The sequence below is a fragment of the Pseudomonas sp. BIGb0164 genome (assembly GCF_024810135.1).
In the GTDB taxonomy this organism is placed as follows: Bacteria; Pseudomonadota; Gammaproteobacteria; order Pseudomonadales; family Pseudomonadaceae; genus Aquipseudomonas.
In genome coordinates this window covers 221,666-233,351 of record NZ_JANUEA010000001.1, presented here as the reverse complement: position 1 = coordinate 233,351, position 11,686 = coordinate 221,666, and the positions used below count along the sequence as shown (strand labels likewise).

Sequence of the window (11,686 nt, the reverse complement as noted above, 5' to 3'; positions counted from 1 at the left end):
TCACTAAGCCAATGAGCGCTCAGCCCCTGAGTGCCGCCCCCTGAAGACCTCGCCGTGGCCCATCACACCGACCTGCGTACCACCTTGTCCCTCGACAGCCTGAATTTTTTCCTGGCGGATGTACGCGACGGCCTCGGGCCTTATCTGGCGATCTACCTGTTGGCGGTACACAAGTGGGACCCGGCCAGCATCGGCGTGGTCATGACCCTGGCCGGCATTGCCGCATTGATCACCCAAGGACCTGCCGGCGCGCTGATCGACCGCACCCGCAGCAAGCGCGCAGTGATCGCGATTGCCGCAATCCTGGTGACGCTCAGTTGCCTGGTGCTGCCGTTTGTCAGCGCATTCAGTTGGGTGGCGTTGACCCAGGCCGCCAGTGCGGTGGCCGCGTCGGTGTTCGCTCCGGCGATTTCCGCCATTTCCCTGGGGATCACCGGGCCGCGCGCCTTTACCCGCCGGACCGGGCGCAACGAAACTTTCAACCATGCCGGCAATGCCGTGGCCGCCTTGCTGGCTGGCGGCCTGGCGTACCTGTACGGCCCGGTCGTGGTGTTTTACCTGATGGCGTTCATGGCAGTGGCCAGTGTCGTGGCGGTCAGTTGCGTGCCGGCAGCGGCCATCGACCATGACGTTGCCCGAGGCTTTGACCCGGCCCATGCCCACGACCACGAGCAGCCCTCCGGCATCAAGGTATTGCTGGGCAACCGCCCCCTGCTGCTGTTTGCCGTGTGCTGCGCCCTCTTCCACCTGGCCAATGCGGCGATGCTGCCGCTGGTCAGTCAGAAGCTGGCGCAGATCAACCTGCAGATGGCCACGCCACTGACTTCGGCGTGCATCGTCGCCGCGCAGTTGGTGATGGTGCCGATGGCCTGGCTGGTGGGCGCCCGAGCCGATGTGTGGGGGCGCAAGCCGCTATTGATCGCCGGATTCCTGATCCTGCCGTTGCGCGGTGTGCTGTATACCTTGTCCAGCGACCCGTACTGGCTGGTGGCAGTGCAGATGCTCGACGGCATCGGCGCCGGGATCTTCGGCGCGCTGTTCCCGGTGATCGTCAAGGACCTGACCCAGGGCACCGGGCGCTTCAATGTCAGCCTGGGTGCGCTCTCGACCGTATTTGGCCTCGGCGCGGCCTTGAGCAGCAGCCTCGCGGGTTTTGTCGTGCAACTGGCGGGCTACAACGCAGCTTTCCTGACCCTGGCCGGCGTGGCCGCCCTTGCCCTGACGCTGCTCTGGCTGGCCATGCCGGAGACCTTGGCGAAACCTTCGTTCGCCTGCCATACAACTGTCGCCTGACATATGCGACAATGCGCGCCAAATTCCAACACACATCCAAAATCTTCTGCTCAGCGACCGGGTTTCGCGCCTTGATGTCGCTGTTGACGCATGCCTGAAGGCTCCTGCCGCCACGCTCGCAACCCATTGATAGGTAAAGTAATTGATCTCCACAGCTAACATCACCATGCAGTTCGGCGCCAAGCCGCTCTTCGAGAACGTCTCGGTCAAGTTCGGCGCTGGCAACCGTTATGGTTTGATCGGTGCCAACGGTTGCGGCAAGTCGACCTTCATGAAAATCCTCGGCGGCGACCTCGATCCGTCCGGCGGCCAGGTCATGCTGGAGCCCAATGTTCGCCTGGGTAAACTGCGTCAGGACCAGTTTGCCTACGAAGAATTCACCGTACTCGACACCGTGATCATGGGTCACGAAGAGCTGTGGAAGGTCAAGGCCGAACGCGACCGCATCTACTCGCTACCGGAAATGAGCGAAGAAGACGGCATGGCCGTGGCCGAGCTGGAAATCGAATTCGCCGAGATGGACGGCTACACCGCCGAATCCCGTGCCGGTGAATTGTTGCTGGGCCTGGGTATCCCGCTGGAACAGCACTTTGGCCCGATGAGCGAAGTGTCCCCAGGCTGGAAACTGCGCGTCTTGCTGGCCCAGGCGCTGTTCTCCGACCCGGAAGTGCTGTTGCTCGACGAACCGACCAACCACCTGGACATCAACACCATCCGCTGGCTGGAAAACATCCTGACCCAGCGCTCCAGCCTGATGATCATCATCTCTCACGACCGTCACTTCCTGAACAGCGTGTGCACCCACATGGCTGACCTGGACTACGGCGAGCTGCGCCTGTTCCCGGGCAACTACGACGAGTACATGACCGTGGCGACCCAGTCCCGCGAGCAACTGCTGTCGGACAACGCCAAGAAGAAGGCGCAGATCTCCGAGCTGCAATCCTTCGTCAGCCGCTTCTCGGCCAACGCCTCGAAAGCCAAGCAGGCCACTTCCCGCGCCAAGGCGATCGACAAGATCCAACTGGCCGAGGTCAAGCCTTCGAGCCGTGTGAGCCCGTTCATCCGTTTCGAGCAGAACAAAAAGCTGCACCGTCAGGCCGTCATGGTCGAAAAAATGGCCAAGGGCTTCGACGGCAAGCCACTGTTCAAGGACTTCAGCTTCCAGGTTGAAGCCGGCGAGCGCGTAGCGATCATCGGCCCGAACGGTATCGGCAAAACCACCCTGCTGCGCACCCTGGTCAACGAACTGACTCCGGATGCCGGTAGCGTCAAGTGGACCGACGCCGCGGAGCTGGGCTACTACGCCCAAGACCACGCCCATGACTTCGAAGACGACGTGACGCTGTTCGACTGGATGGGCCAGTGGACCCAAGGCGAGCAGATGATCCGTGGCACCCTGGGCCGCATGTTGTTCTCCAACGACGAGATCCAGAAGTCGGTGAAGGTGATTTCCGGTGGTGAGCAAGGCCGCATGCTGTTCGGCAAGCTGATCCTGCAAAAGCCGAACGTGCTGATCATGGACGAACCGACCAACCACTTGGACATGGAATCCATCGAAGCGCTGAACCTGGCGCTGGAGAACTACCCGGGCACGCTGATCTTCGTCAGCCACGACCGTGAGTTCGTGTCGTCCCTGGCCACTCGCATCATCGAGTTGAGCGCCACCGGCGTGATCGACTTCAGCGGCACCTACGACGACTACCTGCGCAGCCAAGGCGTGGTGTTCTAAGCACCGCCCGCTGCACACAAAAAGCCCCGTCCATTGTGACGGGGCTTTTTATTGGCCATTTATTGGCAACATAAACCCCGTAGAAGCCCGCTTGCGGGCGATGGCGATCTTGCGGACGCCATCGCCCGCAAGCGGGCTGCTACAGGTTCAAGGTTTGCGCGAGTTTAATCGTTAGGCAGCTTCCTTTTATTTCCGCCCCTTGCCATCATGCCCTCACCGCCCGCCCGCGAACGAGTTCCCATGCCTGCCGCCGCCCCCAGCTCCCTGTCGATCACCCTGCAGATCGTTTCTATCGTCTTCTACACCTTCATCGCCTTCATCTGCATCGGCCTGCCGATTGCGGTGATCCCGGGCTACGTCCACGAGCAACTGGGCTTCAGTGCCGTGGTCGCCGGGGTGACCATCGGCTCGCAATACCTGGCCACCCTACTCAGCCGCCCGATGGCCGGGCGCATGTCCGACAACGTCGGCACCAAGCGCGCCATCGTGCTGGGCCTGGCGGGCATTCTGCTCAGCGGTGTGCTGACGTTCCTGGCAACGCTGGTGCAAAGCGCACCGACCTTGAGCCTGGGCATCCTGATCGTCGCCCGCCTGTTGCTCGGCGTGGCCCAAGGCCTGATCGGCGTGGGCACCATCAGTTGGTGCATGGGTGCGGTCGGCGCCGAGCACACCGCGCGCTCGATTTCCTGGAATGGCATTGCCTCCTACGGCGCCATCGCCATTGGGGCGCCGCTGGGTGTTGTGATGGTGGCCGAGTACGGCTACACCAGCCTTGGCATCGCGTTGTCGGTGCTGGCAGCCTTGGGCCTGATGCTGATCCGCAACAAGCCGTCGGTGCCGGTGGTGCGTGGCGAGCGGTTGCCGTTCTGGGCCGTGTTCGGACGTATTGCGCCGTTCGGGGCCAGCCTGTGCCTGGCCTCCATCGGCTACGGCACCCTCACCACCTTTATCACGCTGTACTACCTCAACCGTGGCTGGGCGGGCGCGGCGTACTGCCTCACGGTGTTTGGCGTGTGTTTTATCCTGTCACGGCTGGTGTTTATCTCGGCCATCAGCCGTTTTGGCGGGTTCAGGGCGGCGATTGCCTGCATGACCATCGAAACCCTGGGCCTGACCCTGCTGTGGCTGGCGCCGTCCACCGGCGTCGCGCTGATCGGCGCCGGGCTGACAGGCTTTGGTTTGTCGCTGGTATACCCGGCGCTGGGCGTGGAAGCCATCAAGCAAGTGCCCAACAGCAGCCGGGGCGCGGGGTTGAGCGCCTATGCCGTGTTCTTCGACCTCGCCCTGGCGATTGCCGGGCCGTTGATGGGGTTTGTGGCGCTGAACCTGGGTTACGGTTGGATCTTTTTCTGCGCTGCGGTGCTGTCGGTCACGGCATTGGCCGTGACCGTGCTGCTCAAGCGCCGCGCTTACTGATCGGCCGTCTGCAACCCGGCACGGGTCGATTGACCCAAGGTGTGAGTGAAGAAGCGCCCGGCCTCTGATACCAGGTCGCGGTGAATGCCTTCGCGGTCAACCCCGTCGGCATCGGTGCAGATCGCCGGCATCGCGGCCAGTTGGTCGCTGTCACACGGCGCCATGAACACGAAGTGCCCTGCCCCGGCCAGCAGTTTGAAATCTGGCGGCTCCGGCAGTTTGCGCGCCAGGGCGGCGGCGTTTTTATCCACGGCAACCAGCTTGTCGCCGTCGCCGCTGTAGAGCAGCACCGGCACGTGCACATCGGCCAGGGTGTGGCGGCCGAACATCAGGCTCAGCGGCGCCATCAGCATCAGTGCGTGAATGCGCGGGTCGGCTTGCGGTTGCAGGTCGTCACGGTCGACCACCAATTCGCCTTTGGTGGTGCAGGCATCTCGGTCTTCCGGGCGTTCCTGGCAATAGCGACGCAGGCGATCAAAGTCAGGCTTGGCCCCCGCCAGGATCAGCGCGGTTTCGCCACCGGCCGAATAGCCGATCACCCCCACCTGATCAACGTTGACGAAGGGTGAGAGCATCGGGTCGCCCAGGGTGGCGGTAATGGCTTCGGAAATCTGGATCGGCCGCCCGTACAGGTTGCTGACCGTGCCCAGGCGGCTGTGGTCCTTGTAGTTGTCGCCAGGATGCAGCACCGCCACCACCACAAACCCCTTGCGCGCCAGGGACGTGGCCAGGTCATGCAGGGCCAGCGGTGTACCGGTATTGCCGTGGGACAGCATCAGCATCGGGAAGCGCCCGATGGCGACCTTGGAGTCTTCAGTAGCCGCGACGTGGTAAGGGCCCAGTTGGGTGGAATGTTGATCGTCGGTGGACGGATAGAACGCGATGGCCTTCATCGGCTGCAAATCCAGCGGATCAAGGAACGTCATGCGGTGGAAGCCCACACTCCAATGCGGGTGCGGCGCTGGGGCGGCGTGCACTGAAATCAGGCCACCGAGCAAGGAAAGTACCAAAACAGCACAAAGACGCATCATGAGGATGTCCACCTTTGCTGCATTAAAACCGGCATGTCTGTTTGAAAAGTCCATGGTTCAAGGTGCTCGTACCGGGTGGTAAACCCATGACTGCATAACCTGGGCCAAAGTAGAGACAGCGGGTAAACGAAAAAACTCCGTACTCCGGTCGTGTTCAGGTGACCAGAATACAGAGTTTAGGCGCCCGGCTTCAGATTGAAACCGAGCAAAGGCGAAATTTACACAAGCCTTACGCGGCGGCGAACAATTGTTCGCTGATAAGTACGTTGGCGTCGCTCAGGGCTTTGCTGCGCACTTCATCACCGTAGGCCAGGCCTTGGGCGCGGACGAATTCGATGTCGGTGATGCCCAGGAAACCAAACACCAGCTTCAAGTACTCTTCATGGCCGACGTTGCTCGGCTGGCCAGCGTGCAGGCCACCGGCGGTGGACACGATGATCAGCTTTTTGCCACCGCACAGGCCTTCAGGGCCGGCTTCGGTGTAGCGGAAGGTCTGACCCGCCACCGCGATGCGGTCGATCCAGGCCTTGAGTTGCGAAGGCACCGAGAAGTTGTACATCGGCGCACCGATCACCACGGCGTCGGCGGCGATGAATTCGGCCAGGGACGAAGCGCTCAGTTCAGCCTCGTGCTTTTGCACGGCATCGCGCAGTTCGGCGGCAGTGCCCAGGGCGCCCAGGGTCAGACCGGAAAAGTGGCTGATACCTTCGTTTGCCAGGTCACGGTAAGTCACGCTCACACCTGGCTCTGTGGCTTGCCAGGCCTTGACCACGCCTGCGCTGAGCTGGCGGGACGCCGAGTTGTCGCCGAGGATGCTGGAATCGATGTGCAACAGTTTCATGCGGGATCTCCAAGTGAGGATCGCCACTGGGCGATCAATTGAGGTTGATCCTACACATGAACCCAATAAACGATTAGACCACTCAAACGCGACTGTTTGTCCTGCCAGCAGGACAATCCGATTTCAGCCCTGATCCAATCCCACCGGTTTCTTGCCCAATCCTCTGCGGCGCTGGATTTCACTCGCGCCACGCGGCATTCTCGCCGCACATTTGCCAGCCACCGGGCCTGCCATGCACGCGAACTCCCCCGTCCTGACCAAGGGCCTGACCCTGCTGCTCGCCATCTGCTGCGGGTTTTCGGTTGCGACCATCTACTACAACCAGGCGATGCTGCCGCTGATAGCCACCAGCTTCGACGTCACCACCGCCCATGTCGGCCAGATCGCGATGCTCACCCAGCTCGGCTACGCCAGCGGCCTGCTGCTGTTTGTGCCGCTGGGCGACCGCATCAGCCGGCGCACGCTGATCCTGGCCGTACTGTGCCTGAACTTCATCAGCCTGCTGGCCTCGGCCTCGGCGCCCTCGTTTACCTGGCTGCTGGTGGCGAGCGGGCTGTTGGGCCTGTCGGGCATCAGCGCCCAGGTGATCATCCCCGCCGCGTCCGACCTCAGCGAGCCGGCGCAAAAAGGCGCGGTCCTCGGCTTGATGGTCAGCGGGCTGTCCGCCGGAGGTCTGCTGGCGCGGACCGTCAGCGGCGTGGTCAGTGGCTGGCTGGGCTGGCGCGGCATGTTTGCCCTGGCGGCAGCCTTGGACGTGCTGCTGTTTATCGCAATCCTGACGCGCATGCCGGTGTCCATCTCCACCAGCAAACTGGCCTACGGCGCCTTGCTCAAATCGTTGTGGGGCCTGGCCCGGCAGCACCCTACCTTGCGCCTGTCGGCCCTCAAGGCGGGCCTGGTGTTTGGCGCATTGAACGTGTTCTGGGGCTCGATGGCGGCACTGCTGGCCTTGCCGCCCTATGGCTTCTCCAGTGCACAGGCGGGCTTGCTGGGGCTGTCGGCGATCGTCGGCATCCTCCTTGCCACCACCATCGGCCAACAGACCCGTCGCCACAGCCAGCTATTGGAATGGGTGGGCATCACCACCGTGCTGGTGGCCTTTGTACTGATCTACGCCTTCGGCCCCAGCGGCTGGTGGTGGCCGATCCTCATCGCGGCGACCTTCCTCGACCTGGGCAACCGCATCAACCAACTGGCCAACCAGACCCGCGTGCTGGCGCTGGAACCTTCGGCCACCAGTCGCCTGAACACCGTATTCATGGTGGTCTACTTCATCGGCGGCGCCCTGGGCTCCGCGGCCGGCGCCTTCGCGTCGCAGCACTACGGCTGGCAGGGCCAGGCGCTGACCGGCGCGGGGTTTGCCGGGCTGGCCCTGCTGATTACCCTGCTCAGTGGGACGACACGTAAATCGATGACGTCGTAGGCGCCGGCAGTGCGTAGGTGCGCTTCATCCACTGGATCTCGTCCAAGGGCGTTCGCCCGAAGAAGCGCTTGAACTCGCGACTGAACTGCGAGGCGCTTTCATAGCCGACCCTGGCACAGGCAGCGGCGGCCGTCATGTCGCTGCGCAGCATCAACAAACGCGCCTGGTGCAGGCGCGTGGACTTGAGGTACTGCATCGGCGACGTGTCGGTGACCGTGCGAAAGTGCGCGTGAAAGCTCGGCACACTCATCATCGCCTCAGCCGCCAGCGCTTCCACATCCAGGGGCTGGTGATAGCACGCATGGATCTTGCGGATCGCCCGCGCCACCTTACCGAACTGCCCCTGGCGATTGAGCGCAGCCCGCATCGAGCCGCCCTGCTCCCCCGTGAAAATCCGGTAGTAGATTTCGCGCATCAAGGTCGGCCCCAATATCTGCGCCTCCATGGGCACGCTCATCACCTCCAGAAAACGCAGCAATGACTCACTGAGTCGCTCATCCATGGGCGAGGAATACATACCCCGGGGCTTGGCCTGCGGGAGTTCGGGGAAGTCATCCAGCGCCAGCATCAACTCGGCCGCCAGGGTGAAGTCCAGCCGCAGGTACACCGCCAGCATCGGTTCCGCTTCACTGGCCTCGGTTTCCATGGTGAACGGCACCGGCACGGACACCACCAGGTAATGATGGGCGTCGTACAGGTAAATGTCGTCGCCCAAATAACCGCTCTTGCGCCCCTGGCACACGATCACGATGCCCGGGTCGTACAGCACCGGCACGCGGTGCAGCGGTCGGTTGGAGCGTAGGAAACGCACGTCATCCAATACGGTCAGGTTATAGCCTTCAACAGGCGCCAGGGCGCCCATCAGTTCGACAATTCGCTGTGTACGACCCACGGCGGCGGCTCCTCTGCAAAGCCACACAGTACTGCGCCAGAGGTGGCTGGCGCTACGCACTCATAGGAATAGGCAATCAGCACATTGGAATGGATATTCGCCCAGACCGCGCTTTTCCGTAGCCTGAAACAGCACTTTCAGCCCACGGAGATTCCCCCATGCTTATCGTCTACAACCCTGCAACCGGTGAAGAAATCGGCCGCGTGGCCAAGCACTCTGCGGCCGAGGTGAAGGCCGCCGTCGACCGCACCTGCGCCGCGTTCCCCGACTGGTCCGGCAAACTCGCCAAGGAGCGCAGCGACATCCTGCGCCGCTGGCACGACAGCGTGAAGGCCGACAAGGAAGCCTTCGCCGAACTGCTGTGCCGTGAAAACGGCAAATGCCTGAGCGAAGCCCGTGGCGAGATCGACTACGGCCTGGGTTTCATCGAGTGGTACGCCGAAGAAGCCAAGCGCGTCTACGGCGACACCATACCTACCCACGACCGCAACGCCCAGGTGATGGTCACCAAGGAAGCGGTCGGCCCGGTGGCGGCCATTACGCCCTGGAACTTCCCCTTCATGATGATCACCCGCAAGGTCGCCACGGCACTGGCGGCCGGATGCACCATGGTGATCAAGCCCGCCGAGGACACGCCGCTGACCGCGCTCAGGCTGCTGGAATACGCACGCAACGCCGGCATCGGCGAAGGCGTATTGGAAGTGGTGGTGGGCGACCCCAAGGAAATCGGCCCGATCCTCACCGGCGACCCGCGTATCCGCAAGATCACCTTCACCGGCTCCACCGCCGTGGGTAAGTTACTCGCCGCGCAATGCGCCGCCACCGTCAAGAAGATGACCCTGGAACTGGGCGGTAACGCACCCTTTATCGTGTTCGACGACGCCAACCTGGACGACGCCGTACAAGGTTTGGTGAGCGCCAAGCTGCGTAACTCTGGCCAGGTGTGCATCTCGCCCAACCGCATCTTTGTGCAGCAGGGCATCTTTGAAGCGTTCACCGAGCGCCTGAAGCAGGCGGTCGCCGCGATTGAAGTGGATCAGGGCCTGCGCGAAGGCTTTGTGGTCGGGCCACTGGTCAATCAGCTGGGTTTTGACAAGGTGGTGCGCCTGGTGGAAGACGCCAAGGCTGCCGGCGCCACCGTACTCATGGGCGGCAAGCCCCACGCCAAAGGTGGCCTGTTCTACGCGCCGACGATCATCACCGGCCTGGGGGATGACTCGCCGCTGGCCACCCAGGAGATCTTCGGCCCGGTGTTCGCCCTCTATTCTTTCAACGAGGAAGAAGAAGTGATCGAGCGTGCCAACAGCACCGAGTTCGGCCTGGTGGCCTACGCCTACACCTGCGCGCTGGGCCGTTCGTTGCGCCTGTCTCGCCGGCTTGAGGCGGGCATGGTGATTCTGAACTCGGGCTCCGTGGGCACCGCCTCGATTCCGTTCGGCGGCATCAAGCAGTCCGGTTATGGCCGCGAAGGCAGCTATTACGGGATCGAAGAGTACGTGCACGTGAAGTATGTGTTGATGGCCGGCATGTAGGGGCTGGATTTGCCCGTGCCACACGCGGATAGTTCGTCCCACTGACAGGACACTGGGTTGATCATGCAAGACCTCAACGACCTCTACTATTTCGCCAAAGTCGTGGAAGCCGGTGGCTTTGCCGCTGCCGGCCGCCTGCTGGGCATTCCCAAATCGCGGTTGTCGCGGCGCATTGCCGAACTGGAAGAACGCCTGGGCGCCCGCCTGCTGCAACGCACCACCCGTCAACTCACCCTCACGGCCGTCGGCGAACGCTACCTGCGCCACTGCCAGGCGATGTTGCTGGAAGCGGAAATGGCCGACGAGGCCGTGGCCAGCATGTCCAGCGAGCCCCGTGGACGGTTGCGGGTCAGTTGCCCGGTGGGTATGGCCCAGCACATGTTGCCGGAAATGGTCGCGGGTTTTCTCGCCGCCCACCCGCTGGTGCAACTGGAAATGACCCTGGTCAACCGCCGCGTCGACCTGGTCGCCGAAGGCATCGACGTGGCCCTGCGGGTTCGCGAGCTGGGCGATGAAGACCCGTTGCTGGTGACCAAGCGCCTGCGCCAGGCCCAAACCTTATTGGTCGCCAGCCCCGCGGTTCTAAAGGGACGGCAGATCAACACCCTGGAAGATCTCAAGCAACTGCCGGTGCTCGGCGCGCTGGAGGCCGACCGCCTGGTTCACCTGCGCCTGATCGACCCCCAAGGCAATGCCGAGGACCTGTCGATGGAGGCGCGCCTGGGCATCGACGACTTTATCGTGCGCAAGGCCTGCGCCCTCAAGGGCCTGGGGTTTACCGTGTTGCCGATGATGTACTGCGAAGAAGAATTGGCCAGCGGCGCGTTGGTACAACTGCTGCCCGAATGGTCGTCGCCGGGCGGCTGGCTACAGGCGGTGTACCCACATCGCCGTGGCGTGCTGCCGGCCATTCGCGCGTGGATCGATTACCTGGAAGAGGCCTTCAAGGGCTGTGGAGATCGCTTGTTATGAAAATGACCGAGACCCAAGTCGCGGCGTTCTGCCTGAGTTTGCCCGGTGCTCGGGAGGACTATAAATGGGGCGGTGTGCGGGTGTTTTCGATTGCTGGCAACAAGATGTTTGCCTTGCAGAACTTGCGGGGGGAGTCGTTGGCGTTCAAGGTGGACAAGGAGTTGTTTCTTGGGCATGTCGACCGGCCGGGGATTCATCCGGCGCCTTATTTGGCGCGGGCGCAGTGGGTGATTATGAATACGCCGTATCCGCTGGGGGCTGAGGAGTTGCGGGGGCTGTTGCAGCGGTCTCATCAACTGGTGGTGAGTAAGTTGCCCAAGCGGACGCAGGTGGGGTTGCGCCTGGAGTGAGGGGGGCTGACAGGCGATGGCTTTCCAACTGCCGCCCTGCGATCAAACATGTGGGAGCTGGCTTGCCTGCGATGGCGGTCTCACGGGGTACATATCCATTTCTTCGGTAACGGCGGCTTATGGTTCCGCTTTTACAGCGGCTCACTTTTGAAAAGCCCAAAAGTAAGCAAAAGGCTCTTGCCCCAACACTCGGCACCTCGCCTAGGC

10 protein-coding genes are annotated in these 11,686 nt (G+C 62.6%); 7 read left to right on the top strand and 3 right to left on the bottom strand.

Translation table 11 applies throughout. The features are described 5' to 3' along the window. The first annotated feature begins 54 nt into the window (after nt 1–54). The 3 genes from M2394_RS00925 to M2394_RS00915 all read left to right on the top strand — a co-directional run bounded on the left by M2394_RS00925 (nt 55) and on the right by M2394_RS00915 (nt 4,438). Nucleotides 55–1,293 carry an MFS transporter gene (locus tag M2394_RS00925; protein WP_259171700.1) on the top strand — a complete coding sequence of 413 codons (1,239 nt, stop codon included), beginning with the start codon at nt 55–57 and terminating at the stop codon, nt 1,291–1,293. A 142-nt stretch (nt 1,294–1,435) separates the two neighbouring features. After that, nucleotides 1,436–3,022, top strand: coding sequence for an ABC-F family ATPase (locus tag M2394_RS00920; protein WP_259171301.1), 1,587 nt, complete (start codon nt 1,436–1,438; stop codon nt 3,020–3,022). A gap of 240 nt (nt 3,023–3,262) precedes the next feature. Continuing rightward, a complete protein-coding gene (locus M2394_RS00915; RefSeq protein WP_259171300.1) occupies nt 3,263–4,438 on the top strand; it encodes an MFS transporter in 1,176 nt (391 codons plus the stop codon). Here the strand turns inward: M2394_RS00915 and M2394_RS00910 are convergent. Then, the gene (locus tag M2394_RS00910; protein WP_178924555.1) at nt 4,432–5,469 is read right to left on the bottom strand and encodes a dienelactone hydrolase; all 1,038 of its coding nucleotides are present in this window, start codon (nt 5,467–5,469) and stop codon (nt 4,432–4,434) included. The two genes, M2394_RS00915 and M2394_RS00910, sit on opposite strands and share 7 nt — an antisense overlap. Before the next feature lie 229 nt (nt 5,470–5,698). Continuing rightward, on the bottom strand, nt 5,699–6,310 hold the full coding sequence (locus M2394_RS00905) for an FMN-dependent NADH-azoreductase (RefSeq protein ID WP_259171298.1): 612 nt from the start codon (nt 6,308–6,310) through the stop codon (nt 5,699–5,701). 232 nt (nt 6,311–6,542) lie between these two features. On the opposite strand from M2394_RS00905, the gene M2394_RS00900 reads away from it, so the two are divergent. Further along, nucleotides 6,543–7,733, top strand: coding sequence for an MFS transporter (locus M2394_RS00900; protein ID WP_259171297.1), 1,191 nt, complete (start codon nt 6,543–6,545; stop codon nt 7,731–7,733). Here M2394_RS00900 and M2394_RS00895 read toward each other — a convergent pair. Further along, the gene (locus tag M2394_RS00895; protein WP_259171699.1) at nt 7,699–8,595 is read right to left on the bottom strand and encodes an AraC family transcriptional regulator; all 897 of its coding nucleotides are present in this window, start codon (nt 8,593–8,595) and stop codon (nt 7,699–7,701) included. The two genes, M2394_RS00900 and M2394_RS00895, sit on opposite strands and share 35 nt — an antisense overlap. Before the next feature lie 188 nt (nt 8,596–8,783). On the opposite strand from M2394_RS00895, the gene M2394_RS00890 reads away from it, so the two are divergent. From M2394_RS00890 to M2394_RS00880, 3 genes are all read left to right on the top strand, one after another. Beyond that, nucleotides 8,784–10,157 (top strand): NAD-dependent succinate-semialdehyde dehydrogenase, encoded by a 1,374-nt coding sequence (locus M2394_RS00890; RefSeq protein ID WP_259171296.1) that lies wholly within the window; start codon nt 8,784–8,786, stop codon nt 10,155–10,157. Between the two features lie 63 nt (nt 10,158–10,220). After that, entirely contained in the window at nt 10,221–11,129 is a 909-nt protein-coding gene (locus M2394_RS00885) for a LysR substrate-binding domain-containing protein (RefSeq protein WP_178924550.1), read from the top strand. Beyond that, complete coding sequence (locus M2394_RS00880) at nt 11,126–11,479, top strand: MmcQ/YjbR family DNA-binding protein (protein WP_259171295.1); 354 nt, start codon at nt 11,126–11,128, stop codon at nt 11,477–11,479. Before M2394_RS00885 ends, M2394_RS00880 begins: the two co-directional genes overlap by 4 nt. The last annotated feature ends 207 nt before the right edge of the window (nt 11,480–11,686 follow it).

Bases quoted from the DNA above. Each gene is read 5' to 3' on its own strand.
- M2394_RS00915 (WP_259171300.1), top strand. From the start codon at position 3,263: ATGCCTGCCGCCGCCCCCAGCTCCCTGTCGATCACCCTGCAGATCGTT.
- M2394_RS00910 (WP_178924555.1), bottom strand. From the start codon at position 5,469: ATGATGCGTCTTTGTGCTGTTTTGGTACTTTCCTTGCTCGGTGGCCTG.
- M2394_RS00905 (WP_259171298.1), bottom strand. From the start codon at position 6,310: ATGAAACTGTTGCACATCGATTCCAGCATCCTCGGCGACAACTCGGCG.
- M2394_RS00900 (WP_259171297.1), top strand. From the start codon at position 6,543: ATGCACGCGAACTCCCCCGTCCTGACCAAGGGCCTGACCCTGCTGCTC.
- M2394_RS00895 (WP_259171699.1), bottom strand. From the start codon at position 8,595: ATGGGCGCCCTGGCGCCTGTTGAAGGCTATAACCTGACCGTATTGGAT.
- M2394_RS00890 (WP_259171296.1), top strand. From the start codon at position 8,784: ATGCTTATCGTCTACAACCCTGCAACCGGTGAAGAAATCGGCCGCGTG.
- M2394_RS00885 (WP_178924550.1), top strand. From the start codon at position 10,221: ATGCAAGACCTCAACGACCTCTACTATTTCGCCAAAGTCGTGGAAGCC.
- M2394_RS00880 (WP_259171295.1), top strand. From the start codon at position 11,126: ATGAAAATGACCGAGACCCAAGTCGCGGCGTTCTGCCTGAGTTTGCCC.